The organism is Kitasatospora sp. NPDC002543, assembly GCF_053594915.1.
The window spans coordinates 1-20,336 of sequence record NZ_JBSFWR010000047.1; the positions used below are offsets into that span (position 1 = coordinate 1).

The 20,336-nt window shown below is 74.2% G+C and carries 19 protein-coding genes and 2 pseudogenes; 13 read left to right on the forward strand and 8 right to left on the reverse strand.

Annotated features, from left to right (window positions below):
- The 4 genes and pseudogenes from ACWD4P_RS20670 to ACWD4P_RS20685 form a co-directional block, all read right to left on the reverse strand.
- Positions 1-476: pseudogene (locus tag ACWD4P_RS20670) on the reverse strand (hypothetical protein); the annotation flags it as partial.
- Positions 477-776: 300 nt separating this feature from the next.
- The gene (locus ACWD4P_RS20675; RefSeq protein WP_449780527.1) at positions 777-1,721 is read right to left on the reverse strand and encodes an NAD-dependent epimerase/dehydratase family protein; all 945 of its coding nucleotides are present in this window, start codon (positions 1,719-1,721) and stop codon (positions 777-779) included.
- Between the two features lie 104 nt (positions 1,722-1,825).
- Positions 1,826-2,389: a TetR/AcrR family transcriptional regulator gene (locus ACWD4P_RS20680; protein WP_449780528.1), complete on the reverse strand. Its 564-nt coding sequence runs from the start codon at positions 2,387-2,389 to the stop codon at positions 1,826-1,828.
- A 153-nt stretch (positions 2,390-2,542) separates the two neighbouring features.
- Positions 2,543-3,229 carry a hypothetical protein gene (locus tag ACWD4P_RS20685; RefSeq protein ID WP_449780529.1) on the reverse strand — a complete coding sequence of 229 codons (687 nt, stop codon included), beginning with the start codon at positions 3,227-3,229 and terminating at the stop codon, positions 2,543-2,545.
- Positions 3,230-3,338: 109 nt separating this feature from the next.
- On the opposite strand from ACWD4P_RS20685, the gene ACWD4P_RS20690 reads away from it, so the two are divergent.
- From ACWD4P_RS20690 to ACWD4P_RS20705, 4 genes are all read left to right on the forward strand, one after another.
- Entirely contained in the window at positions 3,339-3,773 is a 435-nt protein-coding gene (locus ACWD4P_RS20690) for an Hsp20/alpha crystallin family protein (protein WP_359826985.1), read from the forward strand.
- 430 nt (positions 3,774-4,203) lie between these two features.
- On the forward strand, positions 4,204-4,608 hold the full coding sequence (locus ACWD4P_RS20695) for a DUF2267 domain-containing protein (protein WP_359826988.1): 405 nt from the start codon (positions 4,204-4,206) through the stop codon (positions 4,606-4,608).
- A gap of 58 nt (positions 4,609-4,666) precedes the next feature.
- The gene (locus ACWD4P_RS20700; protein WP_449780530.1) at positions 4,667-5,065 is read left to right on the forward strand and encodes a DUF2267 domain-containing protein; all 399 of its coding nucleotides are present in this window, start codon (positions 4,667-4,669) and stop codon (positions 5,063-5,065) included.
- A 286-nt stretch (positions 5,066-5,351) separates the two neighbouring features.
- Positions 5,352-5,702 (forward strand): hypothetical protein, encoded by a 351-nt coding sequence (locus tag ACWD4P_RS20705; protein WP_449780531.1) that lies wholly within the window; start codon positions 5,352-5,354, stop codon positions 5,700-5,702.
- A 107-nt stretch (positions 5,703-5,809) separates the two neighbouring features.
- On the opposite strand, the gene ACWD4P_RS20710 is transcribed toward ACWD4P_RS20705, so the two are convergent.
- Together ACWD4P_RS20710 and ACWD4P_RS20715 are read right to left on the reverse strand one after the other, a co-directional pair.
- Positions 5,810-6,553, reverse strand: coding sequence for an anti-sigma factor (locus ACWD4P_RS20710; protein WP_449780532.1), 744 nt, complete (start codon positions 6,551-6,553; stop codon positions 5,810-5,812).
- A complete protein-coding gene (locus ACWD4P_RS20715) occupies positions 6,550-7,134 on the reverse strand; it encodes a sigma-70 family RNA polymerase sigma factor (protein WP_359826997.1) in 585 nt (194 codons plus the stop codon). The genes ACWD4P_RS20710 and ACWD4P_RS20715 overlap by 4 nt, the downstream gene beginning before the upstream one ends.
- Positions 7,135-7,499: 365 nt before the next feature.
- Between ACWD4P_RS20715 and ACWD4P_RS20720 the strand changes: the two genes are divergently transcribed.
- Both ACWD4P_RS20720 and ACWD4P_RS20725 read left to right on the forward strand, forming a co-directional pair.
- Positions 7,500-9,155: a molybdopterin-dependent oxidoreductase gene (locus tag ACWD4P_RS20720; RefSeq protein ID WP_449780533.1), complete on the forward strand. Its 1,656-nt coding sequence runs from the start codon at positions 7,500-7,502 to the stop codon at positions 9,153-9,155.
- A gap of 112 nt (positions 9,156-9,267) precedes the next feature.
- Positions 9,268-9,927: a fasciclin domain-containing protein gene (locus tag ACWD4P_RS20725; protein WP_449780534.1), complete on the forward strand. Its 660-nt coding sequence runs from the start codon at positions 9,268-9,270 to the stop codon at positions 9,925-9,927.
- 299 nt (positions 9,928-10,226) lie between these two features.
- Here the strand turns inward: ACWD4P_RS20725 and bla are convergent, their stop codons facing one another.
- Positions 10,227-11,201 (reverse strand): class A beta-lactamase, encoded by a 975-nt coding sequence (gene bla, locus ACWD4P_RS20730; RefSeq protein WP_449780535.1) that lies wholly within the window; start codon positions 11,199-11,201, stop codon positions 10,227-10,229.
- 155 nt (positions 11,202-11,356) lie between these two features.
- On the opposite strand from bla, the gene ACWD4P_RS20735 reads away from it, so the two are divergent.
- Positions 11,357-11,587, forward strand: coding sequence for a LysR family transcriptional regulator (locus tag ACWD4P_RS20735; RefSeq protein WP_449780536.1), 231 nt, complete (start codon positions 11,357-11,359; stop codon positions 11,585-11,587).
- A gap of 5 nt (positions 11,588-11,592) precedes the next feature.
- Here ACWD4P_RS20735 and ACWD4P_RS20740 read toward each other — a convergent pair whose 3' ends face one another.
- Positions 11,593-12,549, reverse strand: a complete 957-nt coding sequence (locus ACWD4P_RS20740) for an Lrp/AsnC family transcriptional regulator (protein WP_359827010.1) — start codon at positions 12,547-12,549, stop codon at positions 11,593-11,595.
- Positions 12,550-12,686: 137 nt separating this feature from the next.
- Between ACWD4P_RS20740 and ACWD4P_RS20745 the strand changes: the two genes are divergently transcribed.
- The 6 genes and pseudogenes from ACWD4P_RS20745 to ACWD4P_RS20770 all read left to right on the forward strand — a co-directional run bounded on the left by ACWD4P_RS20745 (position 12,687) and on the right by ACWD4P_RS20770 (position 20,252).
- Positions 12,687-13,700: a zinc-binding dehydrogenase gene (locus ACWD4P_RS20745; RefSeq protein ID WP_449780537.1), complete on the forward strand. Its 1,014-nt coding sequence runs from the start codon at positions 12,687-12,689 to the stop codon at positions 13,698-13,700.
- An 18-nt stretch (positions 13,701-13,718) separates the two neighbouring features.
- Positions 13,719-13,838, forward strand: a pseudogene (locus tag ACWD4P_RS20750) (hypothetical protein); the annotation flags it as partial.
- A gap of 482 nt (positions 13,839-14,320) precedes the next feature.
- A complete protein-coding gene (locus ACWD4P_RS20755) occupies positions 14,321-14,878 on the forward strand; it encodes a DNA-binding protein (protein ID WP_449780538.1) in 558 nt (185 codons plus the stop codon).
- A gap of 7 nt (positions 14,879-14,885) precedes the next feature.
- Positions 14,886-17,102 (forward strand): hypothetical protein, encoded by a 2,217-nt coding sequence (locus ACWD4P_RS20760; protein WP_449780539.1) that lies wholly within the window; start codon positions 14,886-14,888, stop codon positions 17,100-17,102.
- On the forward strand, positions 17,099-17,827 hold the full coding sequence (locus tag ACWD4P_RS20765) for a helix-turn-helix domain containing protein (protein ID WP_449780540.1): 729 nt from the start codon (positions 17,099-17,101) through the stop codon (positions 17,825-17,827). The genes ACWD4P_RS20760 and ACWD4P_RS20765 overlap by 4 nt, the downstream gene beginning before the upstream one ends.
- A gap of 70 nt (positions 17,828-17,897) precedes the next feature.
- The gene (locus ACWD4P_RS20770; RefSeq protein WP_449780541.1) at positions 17,898-20,252 is read left to right on the forward strand and encodes a Helicase associated domain protein; all 2,355 of its coding nucleotides are present in this window, start codon (positions 17,898-17,900) and stop codon (positions 20,250-20,252) included.
- The last annotated feature ends 84 nt before the right edge of the window (positions 20,253-20,336 follow it).

Below are 20,336 nucleotides of genomic sequence, written 5' to 3' on the forward strand. Positions count from 1 at the left end.
CAGGGCGCGCCTTCGTAGGGCTGGGTGGCCACGACGGGGACGATGCTGCGGGTGCCGGTGGTGTCGTTGTTCTTCCAGGTGACGGAGAAGGGGACCAGCTCGCCCAGGCCGATCTGGCCGTTCTGGTCCAGGCCGTTGAAGGTGATGGCGATGCCGCCGGTGCCGGACGTGCCGCCGGTGGTCTTGGCGGCGGTCTTGGCCGGGGTGGTCTTGGCGGCGGTCTTCGTGTCGGTCCTGGCGGTCGCGGTCTGGTGGGCGGGTGTCTGCTCGGCCGGGGTCTCGGCGGGGGTGGTCGGCGTGGCCTCGGTGGTCGGCGTGGCCGGGGCGGGGGTGGCCGAGGAGGTGGCCGCGGGGGTGGTGGCGGGGGCCGCGACGGAGGCCCCGCCGTCGGTCGGGCCGCAGGCGGTGACACCGACGGCGGCGACGACGGCCAGCGGGACGATCTTCGCAATACGGGCGATAACGGACGCGTTCATGTGACAGTCCCCCCAAGGACAAGGTGATGGTGTGTTGCGGAAAGGACGGGCGCTCACTGTCGCGCCCCGAGGAGCCGGCCCGAGCCCCCCGGCTTCGCCGGCTCGCTCTCCCCGCCTCTCACCCTGATAGACGTCCATCCGCCCGGGGGGTTGCAGCCGGGTTCGAAGAAATTTTCCGAGCCCCCGGAACGAGGTCGGGGAGCGTGAGTGCGGTGTCCGGCAGGCCGTCGCGAGAGCGGACCCTGCCGTTGCGGCCGTCACCGCTGGAGGTCACTTCGGTGGGGTAGGGGGTCCGCACGGTCACTGTCCTTCCTGGACGGGGTGGGCGAACCAGTCGAGGGTCTTGGCGAGCGCTTCGCGCATCGGGGTGGCGCGGACGCCGAAGGTGCCGGTGTAGAGCGAGTCGTCCATGACGAACGGCTCGGTGTGCCAGTAGAACAGTTCGCGGTACTCGGCCATGAACTCCTCGTCGTACGGGCCGAACGGCTCTGCCTCGCGCCGCACCGTGATCTGCGTCGGCAAGCCGGTCAGGTCGCCGATGATGCCGTGAATCCGCCGGGTCGTGTACGGGCCGTCGACGGGCAGGTGCCACAGCCTGCCGAGTGCGCGCTCGTCGGAGCCGAGCGTGGCGAGCCCGGCGGCGAGGTCGGGCACGTAGGTGTAGCTCTTCGGCAGGTCGATGTCGCCCAGTCCGAGCCTGGCCGCGCCGGTCAGCGCGGCCGGGAACACCGACACGCCCAGCGAGGACAGCAGAACGCGCGGGCCGAAGAAGTCGGCCGCCATGCCGAGCGCGACCCGGACGTCCCCGCGCTCGTGCGCGGCCAGGTACCGCTCGGTGATCGCGGCGCGCGTCCTGCCCTTGGGGCCCGGTGCGGCGAGCGGCGTCCGCTCGGTCATCGGCACCCCGCCGGTCGGGCCGTACTGGTTGAGCGTCTCGACGGTGACCAGCTTCGCGCCGCTGCGGCCGACCACGTCGAGCAGCGCGTCCTGGATCACGGGCAGCACCTGCGGCTGCAGCCGGTACGGGACGTGGGTGCAGTTGTAGACGACGTCGGCGCCCTCGACGATCTCGGCGAGCGCGGCCCGGTCGGTCACGTCGGCCGCGACCCGCACCGAACCGGCGATCCGCTCCCCGCCGCCGGACCGGTTCACCGTGCGCACCTGCTTGCCCCGGGCGACGAGCCGCTCGGCGAGGGTGAGGCCGACCGGTCCGGTGCCGAGGACGACGTGCAGTTCCTGGGGCATGGGTTCTCCTCTGGGAATTGAGTGGTTGACCACTCACACTTTGGTTCGAAAAAAGGCCGCGCGACGCGGCCGTTCTCGCGGCGAAAGCCGATCGGTGACGGAACTCAGTAGTGGCGCAGGCCCGCCGAGAGCGTGTTCGCCCACGGCGCGTCGACCTCGGTGGCGCCGATCGCCACCACCAGGTGGCACAGCGCCCCCCTGGCCATGAAGTGCTGGACCGCGCCGGCGTCCGCGCCGGAAACGCTGCGCACGTACTCGACGGTCCTGGCGTAGCCGCGCCGCACCACCTCGCGCACCGCGGGCTCGGACGCCGCGGCCGCCTGGGCGTGCACCTGGACCAGCAGCAGGTCCTGGTCGGCGATGAGCCGGGCGTACTCGTCTCCCATCGCCATCAGCACCTCGTGCGGCTCGCTGCCGCGCGCCTTGGCCGCCCCCCTGGCGAAGCTGTCCCGCACAAGGTCGAAACAGTGCTCGACGACCGCGACGAACAACGCCTCCTTGCTGGGGAACAGGCGGTAGACATAGGCCTGCGAGATGCCCGCCCTCTTCGCCACCTCGGTGGTGTTGGTGCCGTAGTAGCCGCGGGCCGCGAAGCTGCTGACCGCGGTGCTGAGCACCGCTTCCCTGCGCTCCTCCGCGGTGCTGAGCACCCGTTTCGTCGTCGCCATATGAGTAATAAACCACTCACACTTTTTCGCGTCAACCCTTCGACGCTTCCCGTCGGGCCGCCCGACCCGCGCGGCCGACGACTCGTTCACCCGGAGCTCGACACGCACCTTGGTGCCGAGCTCCGGCGGCGGCAGGGTCAGTCGGCGGCAGGGTCAGGCGCGGCGTCGGTCGCTGTCGTCGCGGAGCCGGGCGGTGTGGTGGGTGAGGGCGTCGAGGCGGGTGGCGAGGTCGTCATGGCCGGTACCGAGGTGGGGGCGGACGGCGGCGAGGGGCTCCATGAGGTCGGCGGGATCGGTGGCGCCGAGCGCGGCGGTCAGGGCGGCCTGGGCGGGGCGGGCGTCGGGGGCGAGTGCGGTCATGGTGATCTGGGCGGCGAGAACCCGCAGCTCGGCGGCGTTGTCGCGGGCCCAGGCGGTGACCGTGCGGTCGGCGGCCCGCCGGTCGCGCACGGCCTTGACGCGTTCCGCACCGGTACCGCCTCGTGTCGTGCCGCCGGCGGGCTTGAGGCGCAGGTAGCGGTTCTCGGCGGCCTGGCGGCTGGCGACGCCCATGGGCCGGGCGAGGTCGGCCCAGGTGGCGCCGGCCTCCCGGGCGCTCTCCACCAGGCCGACTTCCCAGCCGGCGAGCTGGGCGCGCAGCTCACGCAGCAGCATCACGGCGGCCAGGGCCTGCTCGGGGCCTTCCCGCTCGTCGGGGGCGGTCGTGGGCCGGGGCGCGGGGTCCTGGGCGGTGCGGACGGCGTCGTCGATGGCGGCCAGCGCGGCCGCGGCCGCCAGGAACGAAGCGGGCTCGACCGGCTGAGGACCACCGGCGGCGGGTCGGCGGGGCGTTTCACTCATGAAGTCACTCTACGGGCGACGTGCCAACTTGTCATCGGATGGATGACGCGCTACAAAGGTGTCAGGTGAAGCGCACTGGCACCCATTCGATCAGTGGAGGTGTTTCGCGATGCTGCTGCGCACTGACCCGTTCCGCGAGCTGGACCGTCTGACCCAGCAGTTCCTGGGCAGCACGGGGACCTGGTCGCGTCCGGCGCCGATGCCGCTGGACGCCTACCGGACCGGCGACGAGTACGTGATCTGCTTCGACCTGCCGGGGGTCGACCCGGAGGCGATCGACATCGACGTCGAGCGGAACATGGTGACCGTCAAGGCCGAGCGCCGTCCGCGCCAGGAAGGCGAGGGCGTGAAGTGGGAGCTGTCCGAGCGCCCGCTCGGAGTGTTCTCCCGCCAGGTCATGCTCTCCGACACCCTCGACCCCGCCGGGATCACCGCCGACTACGACTCCGGCGTGCTGACCCTGAAGATCCCGGTCGCCGAGAAGGCCAAGCCCCGCAAGGTCGCGATCAGCCACAGCGGCGACCGCAAGCAGATCCAGGCCTGACCAACCCCCCGAGGCCGTTCCGGCCGCCCCGATCTCCCCCCTCGATCGAAAGGGCGGCCGGAACACCCCCGACCGCCGACCGCCCCCGCCGGCCCATCCGCAGCGACGCGGAATCGCCGTGAACGGCCAACCCTCATCGTGCGGGGGCCCGGCGGGATCGACCTCGGCTCCGCCCCGCCCCGTGCTCCGGCCGCCGCGCCCGAGTCGCACCGGGAGGTGGTACTCGATCCATCGGAGGTCGCGTTCACGGACCGCGCGGGCCCGGGCGCCCCGTCCGGGCCCGCGACCGGGCCGACCGCAGCGGCAGACGCCTGATCCTTCGCGGAACCAGCAGCCGCGGCGTCCGGCTGCACAGCTCACCGGGCCGCACCGGCGCCCAGCCCCCGACCGGGCACGGCCGCGCCGGACCTTGAACGGAGGGAGAACCGCGGTGACTCTTCGATGGGAGGCGTTCCTGGAAGAGATCCGGGAACGCGGCGAGTACGAGACCCCACAGGAGGCCGAGCGGGCCGCCCGGGTCGTCCTGGCTCTGCTCGGAGCCCACCTGGTCGGCGACGTGCGCGCGCAACTGGCCGCCCGCCTGCCGGAGACCATGGCCCTGATCCTGCTCAACCCCCTGCAGGCCGCCGAGCCGCTCAGCCCGGAACGGTTCGTGCGCGCGGCCGCCGCCTGGATCGAGGGCGCCACCGAAGCCACCGCCCTGTGGGACATCGGCGCCGTCCTGTCCACGGTGGCCGACGCCGCCGGCGACGACCTCACCGGGCGCGTCCTGCTCCAACTGCCGCCCGGCTACGACCTGCTGTTCGGCCGACCGCCCGCAGGCGAACGACCCTGACCACCCCTCACGCCACCGCCGGCCCGCCGGCGGCCAGCCCCTGGAAGGCCCCACGGTCATGACCCGCTACCGCCACCTCCTCCAGCAGGTCCGCAGCCTCGGCCGCTACACCACCGACGAGGAAGCCGAACGAGTCCTCGACGCCGTCCTGGCCCTCCTCGGCTCCCAGCTCACCGGCGACGAACGCCGCGACCTCGCCGCAGTCCTGCCCGAACGGGCCCGCGCCGTCCTCGCCGCCCAGATCCCCCTGCCGCGTCCCGTCACCGCCCCCGCCTTCGTCGACACCCTTGCCGACACCCTGGGCACCAGCCTCACCGCCGCCCGCTGGGACGCCTCCTCCGTCCTGGCAGCCCTCACCACACTGACCGACGACAACCTCACCGACCGCCTCCTCGCCCACCTGCCCCGCGGCTACGCCCTGCTGTTCGGCCGCGCCGACCTGGCCGCCGCCGCCTGAAACGGCGGTCGGCAGGCGAGCGCGATCAACGCCGGGCCCGGGCCTTCGCTTGCTGTCGGCGGCCTCCCGGACGGCCGGGTCCGGGCCGTCGGGAATCCCGCCCGGGAATCCCGACGGCCTTCCCCGCCCGGCGCCGGCCATGGGAGGGACGGCGTTCCACGACCGCCTTCCCCGAACCGTCGGACCGGGGCCCCTGTCTCCTCCGAGTGCGCCCGGACCCCCGCGGTTGCGGGAGAGTTGGGTCGTTTCGTGTCCGTCGGGTCGTGCGGTGGTGGATGATCGCGGTGTGAGTACATGGTGGGAGACGCGCCGTTCGGCCAGGCTGGCGGAGGTGGCGTACGGGCTGGAGCTCTTCGGCGCCGAACCGGTGGAGGACCCCGGCGTCGGTGAACTCGCCGATGCGGCCGGGGCCCTGGCGGGTGAGTACCGCGCCGGTGACCGGTCTCCGTCGGTCCGTCACGCCGGCGACTTCCTGGACCGGGCCGCCGCTGCCCTTCACGCCGCCGACGGCCTGCGCGGCACCCTCGTCCCGGTGGTCAACCACCACCTGCGCCACGCTGCCGCGGCCCTGGACGACGCCCGTGCCTGCCTGCTCGGGCAGGCCGTGCCCGCCGCCCTGCCGGTCCCGCCCGGCTGACCCGCGCCGAAGAGGGCGGTACGCGCCCGGACGCCGCGCCCACGAAGTGCCGACACCGCTCGGCGCCTCAGCGGCCCGGGCCGGGATCCCGGCCCGGGCCGGTCGGCTCAGGTGAAGGGCAGGAGCATGAGCGGCGCCGTTGTGGGGTGCGCGGAGCCGCCCGCCGGTTCGACGGTGACGCCGATGCCGCGCGCCCCGTTCGGCGCTCCGGTCAGCAGGAGGGCGCCGTCGCCGGCCGGCAGCAGCCCGGCCGGGCGCATCGTCCCCGCGTCGTCGAACCACAGCTCATACGTGCTACCGGCGGCGAGAACGGGCATGCCGGAGGCCAGGAAGCCGGCCTGGCCGCGGTAGTCCGACCACACCACCGTGCCCACCCCGCTTCCGCCGGCCACGGTACCGGTGACGGTGCGGGCGTCCGGCGCGGTGAGCAGCGCGGCGAAGCGGTCCTGCTGCTGCTGGAGGACGGCGGCGCGGGCCTGTGCCTGTCCGGCCCGCTGGTGCTGCCGCAGGGCGATGGCGCCGGCGCCGACGGCCAGCGCCAGGCAGGCCGCGAGAGCGAGCTTGGTCCAGCCCCGGGCCGGGCGGTCACGTCGGTGCCCCGGCACGGGAGCGGTGTGCGGGGCCTGCTGGCGCACCGTCGGCAACGCGGCCATCACCCGGGCCTTCAGCGCCGGCGGGGGCAGGAGCGCCTCGGCGGAGCCGAGCCGGGCGAGGGTCTCCGCGAACTCCGCGACCTCCTGCGTACAGGCGGGGCACCCGGCCAGGTGCCGTTCGAACTCGGCGCCTTCCTCGGGGTCGAGGGCGTGCGCGGCGTAGGCGCCGGTCAGGGTGTGCAGCTCGGCGGCGCTCACGCCCCCACCCCCAGGCAGTCGCGCAGACGGATCAGTCCGTCGCGCATGCGGGTCTTGACGGTTCCCAGCGGAGCGCCGAGAACCTCGGCGACCTGCGGGTAGGTGTAGCCCTGGTAGTACGCCAAGGTCAACGACTCGCGCTGCAGTTCCGTCAGCGTCTTCATGCAGCGCCGCACCTGCTCGCGCTCCAACCGGCCCTCGACCTGCTCGGCCACCTCGTCGAACACCGGAGCGTGCGAAGCCGCTGCCGCGCGCTGGTCGCGGTCGGCGGCCGCCTGTGCCGACCGGACCCGGTCCACCGCGCGCCGGTGCGCGATGGTCAGCACCCACGGCATCACCTCGCCGCGTTCGGCCCGGTAGCGGGCGGCGGTGCGCCACACCTCCAGCAGCGCCTCCTGGGCGACCTCCTCCGACTGCGCCGGATCGCGCAGCACCCGGCGTACCAGGCCCAGCACCGGCGCGGCCACCGCGTCGTACAGCCGGGAGAAGGCGTCCTGGTCGCCGCGGGCGACCCTGGCGAGGAGTTCTTCGAGGTCCGGGCCGGGCCGGCGGGGCCCGGACAGGTGGACGACGGCGCTCACCTGTCTGCTCGTCGGGGGCAACGGGCGGGCGGTGAGCCGTACGGACAGGCGGCGGGCAACGAGAGCCTCCCCACGACGGGGCCGGGACAAGGACCGGCCGGTGAACACGACTGCTGGCATGTGGTCTTCGGAGCCGTCGGGCCTCCGGTTTGGCCCCGGCCGCCGCCGGTTCACCGCCGCCCGCCGCGCGCCGGCCTCCACCCGCCCCCTGCGCTCCGGGGGCGTTCACCCGGCAGGGCGCGTCCGCCGGAGCGGGGGCGGCAGACAGCGGCCGGCAACCGGTCACCGACCGGCCCGGGGGACCTTTCCGGCCGGGGGAGGAGATCGGCACCCATCCGCCCCCACCGCCGCGACGAAGACGGGACGTGAGCAACGACGCAACCCAGGTACCACCGCGTTCCTGGCCCCGCCGGGGCGGCCTCCCGCGGGCCGGCGCCGCAGCGGCGACCGGATGGGCCGCCGCCGCGGCCGCGCTCGGCGCCGGTGAACTGGCCGCCGCCTTCACCGGCCCTGACAGCGCGCCGGTCATCGCCGTCGGGTCGGCCGCCATCGACCTGACACCCACTTCGCTCAAGGAGTACGCCATCCGCACGTTCGGCACCCACGACAAGTCGGTGCTGCTCGGCGGGATCTACCTGACGATGGCACTGCTCGCCGCGCTCGCCGGTCTGCTGGTCGCCCGCCACCCCGCGCTCGGGGCCGGCGTCTTCGCCGCCTTCGGACTGCTCGGCACCCGGGCAGCCCTCTCCCGCCCCACCTCCGGCCCCGCGGACGCCGCTCCCGCCCTGGCCGCCGGCCTGACCGGCACCGCGGCCCTCCTTCTCCTGGCCCGCGCGCTGCGCACCGCCGAGACCACGGCAGCGCCGGCGGCCGCACACGGCGACGCACCGAGCGGCCGCCCGGAGGGCGGGACCGAAGCCGAGCCCGTCGCACCCGGCGGCCCCGCGGGCACCTCCCGTCGCGCCGTGCTCGCCGCCACCGGCGCGACGATCGCCGTCGGAGCCCTCGCCGGTGTCGGCGGCCGCACGCTGTCGGACCGCCGCCACGACATCGGCGCGGCCCGCGCCGCCGTCCGCATCCCCCCGGCCGCCCGGCCGCTGCCGCCGCTGCCCGCCGCCGTCCACCCGAAGGTCTCGGGCCTGTCCCCGTTCGTCACCCCGAACGCGGACTTCTACCGGGTCGACACCGCCCTCACCCTGCCCCGCATCGACCCCCGCCGCTGGGCCCTGCGCGTCCGTGGCCGCGTCGACCACCCCCTCCTGATCACCTTCGACGACCTCCTGCGCGAACCGCTGGAAGAGCTCGACCACACCCTGTCGTGCGTGTCCAACGAGGTCGGCGGCCCTTATGCCGGGACCACCCGCTGGCTCGGCGTCTCCCTGCCCGCCCTGCTGCGCAGGGCGGGTGTGCACCCCGGCGCGGACCAGCTCGTGGGCCGTTCCCAGGACGGGATGACCATCGGCACCCCACTGGAGTCGGTCCTGGACGGACGCCGCGCGCTGCTGGCCGTCGCGATGAACGGCGAGGCCCTGCCCGTCGCCCACGGCTTCCCGTGCCGCAGCGTCGTGCCCGGCTTCTACGGCTACACCTCCGCCACCAAGTGGCTCGTCGACCTGGACGTCACCACCTTCGCCGCCTACGACCCCTACTGGGTGCAACGGGGCTGGGACCGCACCGGCACGGTGCGCACCGCTTCGCGCATCGAGGTCCCCGCCCCGTTCGCGCGGGTGCCCGTCGGCGACATCACCGTGGCCGGCACCGCCTGGGCGACCCACCGCGGCATCGCCGCCGTCGAGGTCCGCTTCGACGGCGGCCCGTGGCAGGAAGCCCTGCTCGCCCCCGACACCGGACCCGACCTGTGGCGGCAGTGGACCCACACCTGGACCGGCGCCGTCCCCGGTGCCCACCGGATCGAGGTCCGTGCCACCGACACCACCGGAGCCGTGCAGACCGAGACCCGCGCGGCTCCCTACCCGGCCGGCGCCGCCGGCTGGCACAGCACCGTCGTCACCGTCACCTGAGCCGCACCGGCCACCCGAACCACCCCCGACCGAACCACCTCCGACCGAACCACCCCCGCCCGGCCCGCCCGACGGGCCGGACCTTCACAACCGCATCAAGGAGAGAACCGCCATGACCACCACTCGCCGTCGCAGCTCCGTCGCCCTGGCCGCGGCCGCGGCTCTCGCGCTCGCCCTGGGAGCCTGCAGCAGCAGCGGCTCCGGATCCCCGACCGCGCCCAAGGCTCCGGCCGCAGCGTCGTCCTCCGCCGCCGCACCCGCCGCCGCGCCCGCCACCGCGTCCGGCGCGGCCATGAGCGGCCGGCCGTTCGGCACCGCGTGTGCGGCCGTGCCCAAGGACGGCGCCGGGTCCTTCTCGGGCATGGCCGGGGACCCCGTCGCCACCGCGGCCTCCAACAACCCGCTGCTGTCCACCCTGGTGACCGCCGTCAAGCAGGCCGGCCTCGTCGACACCCTCAACTCCGCGCAGAACATCACCGTCTTCGCCCCGACCAACGACGCCTTCGCCAAGATCCCCAAGGCCACCCTGGACGCCGTCCTCGCCGACAAGGACAAGCTCACCGAGATCCTCACCTACCACGTCGTCCCCCAGCGCCTCGCCCCCACCGCCCTCACCGGCACCCACAAGACCCTGGAAACCCACGACCTCACCGTCACCGGCAGCACCCCCGACTTCACCGTCAACAACAGCGCCAAGGTCCTCTGCGGCGACGTCCAGACCGCCAATGCCACCGTCTACATCGTCGACACCGTCCTGATGCCCGCCTCCTGACCGGCATCGGCCCACCGACCGCTGTCCGCCGACCGGGGCACGGAAGCACCGGTATCCCCGGCCGCCTGCTGTTCCCGGCCGACTCCCGGACGGCGGGGGAGCGGCGCCCAGAGAGGCGACCCGGCCACCCGGCAGGCCGCCGCGCCACGGCCCTCACCTGACCGGACCGGAGCCGACGGCGGGCGCCCGATGCTATGCACGGCGCCGCCGTCCCGGTCGGGCCGGGCCTTCCCGCCGGCCCCGGGGGCGCCGCCGCCCTGCTCAAGCGCCTCCGGGGCCGGGGGACGCTCCCGCGGGCGTCAGCCGAGGGCGCTGACGACGGTTTTCGTCGCCTGGGCGATCAGGGCGTCGTCGGAGGTGGCGTCCGCCTTGCCGCGGTCGGTCAGGACGACGATCACGATCGGGCCGCGCCCGCCCGACGGCCAGGCCACGGCGACGTCGTTGCGGGTGCCGTAGCCCGCGTTGCCGGTCTTGTCACCGATCCTCCAGTCGGCGGGCACCCCCGCGCGGATGTACGGGCCGCCGGTCGTGTTCCCGACCAGCCAGTCCGTCAGCAGCCCGCGCGGGCCTTCCGGGAGGACGTCGCCGAGCACGTAGCGGCGCAGGTCGGCGGCGAGGACACGCGGCGTGCTGGTGTCGCGGGTGTCGCCCGGGGTCGCCTCGTTGAGGGTGGGTTCGGTGCGGTCGACGCTGGTGGTCGAGTCGCCCAGGTCGCGCAGGGACTGCTGGACGGCCGCCGGGCCGCCGAGTTCGGCGAAGACGAGGTTGGCCGCGGTGTTGTCGCTGTACTGGATGGAAGCGGCGGCCAGATCACGCAGCTTCATGCCGGTCGCCACGTGCTGCGAGGTGATCGGTGCCCACGCCAGCACGTCCTCCTGGCGGTAGGGGACGACCTTGTCCAGGTCCGCGTCGGACGCCTTGCGCAGCAGGGCCCCGGCGGCGAGCGACTTGATCGTGGACGCGAACGCGAACCGCTCGTCGGTCCGGTGGACGACCTCCCGGCCGCTGCCGGTGTCCACCGCGTACACGCCGAGCCGGGCGCCGAACCGCTGCTCGAGTTCCGCGAAGGCCGCGCTTGCCGCATCGGCCGAGGCCGCCCCCGCGCCCGCCGTCACCGCCGTCGCAGCCGAGCCGGAGGCCGCCGTGCCGGGGGCCGCCGCCATCGAGGCGCCGCCCGCCTGGCCGCACCCGCCGACCAGCGCGGCCACGAGCAGGGCCACCGCGGGCAGCGCGGTGCGGGTACGGGTGCCGGTACGGCGGAGGTCGGGCGTCATCGGTGGTCTCCCCAAGCGGTTCGTGCAGTCACGGTCGCGCCCGCGGTGGTGGTCCACACCACCGCGATCCGCGCGATCACGCTCAGCTAAACAGGCCACGGGCTCCCCAGTCCAAGACCGCAATCATGAAGTGAGCGATATGAAAACACCTATGATTGCTGGCCACGGACCTGCCGGGGCACCTCCGCCACTTCCGCGCCGTCGCCGGGAAACGGCACTTCGGCCGTGCCGCCGAGCGCCTGCGCACCGCCCGGCCCTCGCTCGCCCCGCGGATCCAGCCCCTCGAACGCGAACTCGGCACGACCTGTCCGACCGCACCCCGCGCGCCGCCGTCCCGCCCGAACGGCGACGTGGTGAGCGAGACCGACCCGGTGGTTCCCTGCTGATCGGATCACCGGCTCGGCAAGCGGGCCCCCGAGCGCTTCACAGTCCGCAGGATCGGCGTGGTACGCACGTCGCGTACGCCCCGCACCGCACCGAGACGGCCGGTCAGGTAGCCGTAGAGCGCGGACTCGTCCGTTGTCACGACGGAGGCCAGGAGGCTGGTCGGTCCCGTGGTCGCGGCGACGAACGCTACCTCCGGATGGTCGGCGAAAGCGGCCCCGGCCGCGGCGAGGCGCTTCGGCTGCACCTCGATCCACAGAAGGGCGGCCGTACCGCGGCCGAGCGCACGCAGATCGACGTCGAGGTCGAAGGCGAGGATCCCATCGGCGCGCAGGGAGGCGATGCGGCGGCGGACGGTGGATTCGTCACGGCCGGTCGCCCGTGCCAACTCGCCCGCGGGCATGCGGCCGTCGCGGGCGAGCTCGCAGAAGAGCACCCGGTCGAGCTCGTCGGGCGCGTGCGCTCCAGGCACAGCCGACGGCCGGTGGGCGAGGGCCTCCACCTGGTCCGCTGACAGCGCGGACGACAGCGGCGCCCAGTCGGCGCCGCCGTCGGTGAAGGTGTGCAGCAGGCAGCACGCGTGGATCGCGGTGACCGACCGGGTAGCCGGCAGCTTGTCCAGCAGGAGGGCGTCCCGGTCGGCCTCATCGGCGTGCACGTTGCACAGCACCTCCGTGCCGCCGGAGGCGATCCGGACCCAGCGGGTGTCCGGCCGCCGGGCGAGTGCCGCCGCGATCTCGGGCGCGGCACCCGGCGCGCAGGCGAGCCGCAGCACCCACACGCTGCGGCCGACGCCCGAGGCCTGGACGGAGCCGACCACCCGGGCGGCACCCGACTGCCGCAGCACCCGGTAGCGGCGGGCGACCGTCGGCCCCGAGACGCCGAGAACGGCCGCGATCCGGCTGAACGAGGCGCGCCCGTCAAGGTAGAGGGCGTGCAGCAACTGCCGATCGAGCTGATCCATACCGGCAAGGCTGTCACGGCCGATGTCGGGATCCGGCACGAAGTACCCGGTGGGTGGACCGGTTCCGCGGCGCCCCGCACAGTGGCGGCAGGTTCCGGGGCCGGAGCCGCGCCAGACGTCGATCACCCGGAGGTACCGTGTCCGCCCTGCCCGCCACCACGCGTGAGGTGCGCCTCGCCCGCCGCCCCGCCGGGCTGCCCCGCAGCAGCGACTTCGACGTCGCCGAGGTACCGCTGTCCCTGCCCACGGCAGAGCAGGCACTGGTCCGCACCACGTACTTCCGGGTCACCGCCTCACTGCGCATGATGATCGGCGAAGGGGCCGAATCCGTCGAAGGCGTCCCCTTCCCCGTGCTGCGCCCCGGTGACCCCGTGGCCGGCGGCGCGCTGGGCGAGGTCGTGATCGCCCCCGAGGGGAGCGGCCTGAAGCCCGGCGACCTGGTCGCGCACGGTGCGGGTTGGCGCGAGTACGCCCTCGTCCCGGCAGCCGAGTTGAGTCCGCTGGACCCCGCAACCGATCCGGCCGTCCACCTCGGCCACGGCTGGACCGCCTACGCCGCGCTCACGCGCGCGGCCGGGATACGCCCGGGTGACACGGTCCACGTCACCGGGGCCACCGGCGCCATCGGATCGGTCGCCGCACTGGCCGCCCGCAGGCTCGGCGCCGCACGCGTCGTCGGTGGCACCGGCAGCGCGGCCAAGACCGAGGCGCTGATCAGCGGCTGCGAATACGACGCCGTGGTCACCGTAGGCTCCGGAAGCCTGACGGACAAGCTCGCCGCCGCCGCACCGGGCGGCCTCGACGTCGTCCTCGACACCGTCGGCGGCGACCGGCTGGCCGCGGCCGTCCGCGCTGCTCGAACGGGCGCTCGCATCGTCGTCATCGGTGCCCTGTCCGGCCAGCTCGCCCCGAACGGTCCCGGACGCTCGGCTCCGGTGAGCCTCGACTCCTTCCGGCTTCTGCTGAAGAAGGTCACACTGCGCGGCTACAGCGCCGACGACCACCCCGAGGCTGAGCAGGAATGGCTCGACCTCCTCGACGGAGCCACCGTCCCGCACCACGTCGTCGCAGGCATCGAGCACGCACCCCAGGCCCTCGTCGACACCATCGCCGGCAGGTACCTGGGGCCCGTCCTCGTCAAACCGTTCTAGGACTGTCTCTTCCTCGCCACACCACGGGGTCTCGCCCTGTTCCTCGGCCATCGATGGAACCGGCTGTGCTGGACCGTGGTGCACGAGGACATCAAGGGAGACGAGGGCTACCAGCCCGCCTTCACCGTTCAGGCCTGACAGCTCATCCGACCCACGCCTGGGATCGTCGGTAGCAACCCGGGGAAGCGGTCCGGCCCGGCCACCGTGCCCGGGCCGGACCGCGGCGGCTCGGCCCCGTCGGGGCGTGCGGCGTTGTCAGCCCAGTTGGCTGGGGGTGTACACGGTCTCCGCCCACTGGCACGGCATGCCGTCGCTGCCGTTCGCCGTCCGGTGGGCGGCCGCGTTGCGCGCCGCCGGCCATGGTGGATGTCCTGGCTCCTTGTCATCTTCGCGGCGGTCAGCAAGCCCTGGTGTCACCCGGTTTGCGTTACGTGGCGCCGTGCTCGGCCGTACACCCGATCACCCATATGCCTATACAATTCACTGAAAAGGCATGGACGATGTAGAGTCACCTAGCGTTTCAAGTCAGTTGAATAGGCGTGGAGGTTGTGGGTGTGTTCGTGACGACCGGTCAAGCCGGGACAGCGCTGGGGTGCTCGATCCCGACGGTGAAAAAGCTGATGGCTACCGGCGTGGTCCCCGGCGTGCGCGAACAGGGCCGACAGGTGTTCCCGCTGGCCGCGCTCCAGCGCCTGCAGGCCCGCCCGGCCGCCGACCTGACCGCGCTCGGTGTGGCCGAGGTCGCGGTGCTGCGCTCCGACGCCCCCGCGCGGGTAGAGGAGCTGGACCGGCAGTGGATCGGCTTCGGCACCGGCCTGGACCAGACGCAGCTGCTGGCCGCGCTGTCCGGGTGGTGGCGGTGCGACCCGGCCCGGGTCGCCGCCGGAACGGTGCTGCCGGTGACGGTCGCCGGGTTCGTCGTCGCGGTGCTGACCGGCCTGGCCGGGTGGGAGTCCGACGGCACCGTCGGCACCGCGGGCCGGTACCGGTTCCCGAAGGCGCGCCTGGCCGGCTACCTGACCGACCTCACCGCCCCCGCCAACGCCGCCGACCCCACCGACGCCGAGGACGCGCGCCTGGCGGGCCTGCTGCTCGGCACCCGCCTGCCGTCGGTGTCCGGCGGCCCGATCGCCTACGTCCCCACCCGACCCACCACCGCCACCGCCGAAGGGGAGTGACCCGCTGATGGACCGCAAGACGTACACCGCCGAGCTCGCGGGTCTGCGCGAGCTGCGCGCCGAGATCACGTCCGCCGAGAAGGCCGTCGCCGCCGCGCAGAAGGAGCTGGACAAGCTCACCGCCCGGCGCGCGCGCCGGGTGGCCGGGCTCGCGGGGTACGAGGGCGCGAAGGCCGACGCGGTCGCCAAGGCGGCGGGCCTGTCCGTCGGCGACGTCGTACGGATCGCCCCGCTGCTGGACCCGACCCCGGCCGCCGTCCGCGCCGCGAAGGTCGACGACCAGGCCGCCGCTGCCGGTGCCGCTGCGCCTGTCCCGGCCCCGGAGGCCGAGCCGGTCGACGAGCCCACGGCTGCGGTCGCCCCGGCGCTGACCCGCCCGGTCCCCGTACCCAAGCAGCCGGCCCCGGCCGCACCGGTGACGGAGGCGCCGGCCGAGGTCGAGGACCAGGCCGTTGCCGAGAAGCCCGACCCGGCCACTGCGCCGGTCGTCCCGGCCGCTCCGGTCGCCGCCGGCCCGCGTGAGCTGCCCGCCCTCCCCGAGGGCCCGGCCGGCGCCCGCTTCGAGGCCGTCACCACGGGCTTGGTGTCCAAGCGCCCCAACTTCACCCAGCAGACCCGCTCCACGGTGTTCCTGGACGCCGCGACCGGCGACCTGGCGGTGCGCGACCGCGTGGTGCGCCTCGACCTCGGCGCCCGCACCCCCGGCGGGATCCTGGACGCCGTCCTGCACGCCGCACCCGGCACCGAGCGGATCTACATCACCGCCGGCGCCCCGTGGCACGACGGCGCCGAGCGCTACTCCACCCTCAAGGACGCGGTCGCCGCGTGGCTGAACACGCCGTCCGAGCGGTGGACCACCGCCGTCGGCGCCGGCCGGGACAAGCTCGCCGGCCACTTCGTCCACCAGCGCCAGCCCGTCGGCCGCTACGCCCCCACCGCCGCACCGGACGGCGGCAGCACCGAGATCCGCTCGATGGGGGAGTGGTTCGACCCGGAGGGCGCCGACGTCGTCACCTGCCGCCAGGCGTTCACCCTGCTGTGGCAGGCGCTGCGCCGCCACTGGGACGACGCGGTCCTGATGGGCTCGCCCTCGCAGACCGGGCGGGACCTGTGGTCGCGCACCATCCCGACCACCGGCAAGTGGGCCGGCGGCTACCCGGTCCTGTCCGAGGAACTGCGGGGCCTGCTGCACGCGACCGGCGGCCAGGGCCGCACCGAACTGATCCTGCCGCCCCGGGTGCCGGAGCAGCTCCCGGCGCTGGTGGAGTACGACCGTACCTTCGCCTACGCCAAGCACCTGTGGAAGTCCCCGGTCGGCACCCCGCGCCGGATCACCGCCGCCGCGTTCGCCGCGATGACCGAGCAGGAGCAGACCAAGGCGCTGATGTCCTGCTCGCACTGGAACGTGCGTGTCACGGTCCCGGCCGACTGGAACCACGTCGGCCTGCTGCCCGCCCCCGTCACCGGGGACCGGGCCTGGGTCTACCCTTCAACGCCGGGGGAGACCTTCGTGACGTGGGCGGGCGGCGCGGAGGTCCACCTCGCCCTCGCCAACCACCTGACGCCGTGGAGGATCGAGGTCCTCGGCGGCCTGCTCTTCGAGGACGGCAAGCCCCTCGACGAGTGGGGCAAGCGCCTCAAGGCCGCCTGGGCCGACCTGGCCAACCTCTCCCGCATCCACGGCGACGAGCGCCAACGCACCGCCGCTCACCTCGCCTCCCGCGCGGTCCGCAGCGTGCTGCTGTTCGGCCTGGGCGGCTTCGCGCAGCGCCCGCGGCTGGTCTCCGGCACCACCCCGGCCGGCGAGACGCTCCCGGCCGGCGTGGAGATCCTCGGCCAGGACGGCCAGGTGGTGACCTGGCAGCGGCAGGCCGGATTCTCCCGCGACCCGTACGCCCACCCCGAGTGGGCCGCCTACGTGTGGTCCGGGGCGCGGGCGGCGCTGCTGGACATGAAGTACCGCCAGGGCAAGGAGGTCATCGGCCACGCCGGCGCCCTGCACGCCAAGCCCGGCACGGTCGTGTACTTCGGCACCGACGGCATCGCGCTGACCGAGCGCCAGCCCTGGCCCTACCGCGGCGAGCCCGGCGACTACCTCCTCAAGGGACACCTCACCGGCCCCGTCGCGCACCCGCAGTCCCAGGAGGAGTACCTGAAGCTGCGCGGCCTGGGTCGCGCCGAACTCGCCGCCGCGCAGGTGGCGACCGGAGGTGAGCAGCGGTGAGCCCGGCCGACCCGAACCAGCCGAACGAGGCCGCGCGGCTGACCCAGGAGCTCATCGACGAGGGCTACACCAAGCGCCAGGTCGCCAGGATGCTCGGCCGCGACGCGTCCTTGGTCTCCCAGTTCTTCACCAAGGGCAAGGGCGCCAGCATGGTGAACGCGCTGCGCCAGCTGGTGCGCGCAGTGCGGGGCGGCGAGCGGGACGAGGAGACACTGGCCGGGATCGCGGAGGCGAACACCGTCCGTCGCCGCACGAGGACCGGGCAGAAGGCCAGGGTGCGGGGCAAGGACGTGATCGGCACCCCGGGCGGGAGCATGGCCGGCCGGGCCGGGAAGCAGGCGATCAGGTCCGGTGCCGCGCACCTGGCCGGTGTGATCCACGCGGCCGCGGCCGCGGACGGCCGGGTCGCGCTGACCGTACGGATGCAGTCGCGGTACTTCACCCTGTCCGCCGGCTCCCGGCAGGACTCGCCCGGCATCAGGCGCGGAGTGGTCCCGCGCGCGGACGGCACGGAGGAGCGGACCTACGGCTCCTCCGCCACCGGCGGATTCTCCGCCGCCGAGTGGTCCCGCAGGGTGGCGGCCTCGCACGGCGACGTCGTCCACGCGGTGCTCACGTGGCTGGTGGAGACCGGCCGGGCCACCGAGGACGCGGAGATCGTCTACCTGGAGATCCGCACCTGGACCCCCACCGGGCACCAGACCACCGAAGTCCTCATCGGCTGACAGCGGCCGCGCTCGTCCGGCACCCGACCACCTTCCCGCACCGCCCGGCCGACGAAGGAGAAACACCGCCGTGGAGACCACCACCGCCACCGAGGCCGACGTGCCGGCCGCGTTCCACGCCGCGGCCGTTCAGCCGGTCCCGGCGCAGCCCTCCGGCACCGCCACCGTGAACCCGCTGCCGCTGCACGGGTTCCAGAAGGACGCGGTGGCGGCTGCGGTGCGCGAGGTGAAGGACGGCGGCCGCGCCACCGTCGTCGCGGCGACCGGCTCCGGCAAGACCCTGATCGCGGCCGGCTGCGCCCGCCGCCTGGCCGCTCGGGGCCGGGTGCTGCTGCTGGTGCCGACGATCGAGCTGCTGGAGCAGACCGCCGAAGCGTGGTCGCTGCGGGGCGGGCGCCGCGGCCTGGCCGTCGCGGCCTGTTCGCGGGAGGAGGCGCTGGAGAGCGCAGAGGCCGGCGGCCGGATCCACGCCGAGGTGACCACGCAGGCGGCCCGGCTCACCGACCTGGTCAACGGCGCCCCCGACAACCAGCCGGTCACCGTGTACGCCACCTATGCCTCGCTGGAGCGCATCGTCCAGGCCCACCGCGACTTCGGCCTGCCCGAGTGGGACCTCGTGGTCATCGACGAGGCGCACCGCACGGCCGGTTCGGAGGGGAAGGCGTGGGCCGCGGTCCACAACGACGCCCAGGTCCCCGCCCACCGGCGCCTGTACTTCACCGCCACGCCCAGGATCGCGGACGACCGGCGGGCGAAGGACGGCCTGGCCGACCTCGTCGACGCCGACGGCCAGTCTCTCCCGGCGTTCTGCTCGATGGACGACGAGAGCATTTACGGCAAGACCTGCTTCACCTGGACGCTAGGGCAGGGCATCGAGCACGGCTACCTCGCCGACTACCGCGTGCTCGTGCCGGTGGTGACGGACGAGGACCTGCGCGAGCTCCTCAACCTCCCCGCCGTCGCGGACCTGCGCTCCCAGCGCACCAACGAGGAACTGCTGCGCCTCGCGTTGCAGATCGCGGTGCTGCGCGCGGTCGCCGACCTCGGCCTGCGCCGCGTGATCACGTTCCATTCCCGGGTGGCCGGGGCGCGGGAGTTCGCGGGCACCCTGCTGGAGGCCTCGGAGCTGCTGCCCGATGCGGAGCGCCCGGAGCGGATCTGGGCGAAGGCGGTGGCCGGCACCGACCGTCTCAAGGACCGCCGGGCCGCGTTCACCGAGTTCAAGGCCCACACCGGCGAGGACGGCGAGGAGTGCGGCATCCTCTGCAACAGCCGGCTCCTGACCGAGGGGATCGACGTCAGAAGCGTGGACTCAATCGTCTTTTCGGATCCGAAGTCGTCGGTCATTGACATCGTCCAGGCCGTCGGTCGGGCGCTACGCCAATCCTACCGTCAGGGCAAGGTCTCCTGGATCATCATTCCGGTCTACCTCCCCACCCCTGAGGTGGGCGACGACACGGCGGCCGCCGACCCGTCCGAGGTCCACGATGCCGGCGAGGCAGTGAAGGCCGAGGCCGACGCCGAGATCGAAGCGTCCTCCTTCCGCACGATCTGGCGGGTCCTGCGTGCCCTGGCCGCGCACGACACCCGGGTGGTCGGCCGGATCACCGAACTGCGCGCCCACCGCTCGCAGGGCACCTCGCACATGACCGCGGCCAAGCCGGCCGAGGGCGAGGCCGGGGAAGCCGAGCAGCAGCCGGCCCCGGTGGAGTCGCCGATCGAGTGGCTCAAGATCAACGCCCGGCACCAGGCGGCCCGGATCCTCCAGACCGTCAAGCTGCGGGCGTTCAACCCCAGGGCGGTCGAGTGGCAGCGCATGCACGCCGTCGCGGAGGTCTTCCACCTCCAGCACGGCCACCTCGACCCCACCGACAAGACCGAGCACGCCGAGCTGATCTCCTGGCTCACCCGCCAGCGCCACCTCAACGGCCGGCACCTGCTCGACCCCGCCCGCGTCTCGGAGCTGGACGCGCTCGGCATGATCTGGTCGAAGAACGCCAACGCCTGGGAACGCGGCCACGCCTACGCGAAGGCGTTCCACCAGCAGCACGGACACCTCGCGATCCCCGCCACCGCGAAGCTGGACGACTACGCGGTGGGCGCGTGGATGCGCCGCCAGCGCAGGGCCGCGGGCCTCACCACCGACCAGGTGGCCAAGCTCGACGGCCTGGACGAGCTGTGGCGCCTGGAGCCGGACTGGAACAGGTCGTACCGCCGCTTGCTCGCCTACCTCGCCGCCGGCGGCACCCTGGACGGCCCGGCGAACCGAACCGGCGGTGAGGCGGACCCGACTTTCCGGCCCGGGACCTGGCTGCGCAAGCAGGCGGGGGCCCGCACCGACGGGAAGCTGACCGACCACCAGGCCGTGCTCCTGGACGCGCTCCACCGGCACGCCGAGACCGTCACCGGCGGCCGGATCGGGTGATGCTCCGCCGAACGGCGGCCCGGGGAGCCGTCCTTCGGCGAGCGCGCGTCCGACGCGCGCCGTGGGTCTCCCGACGGTACGGGG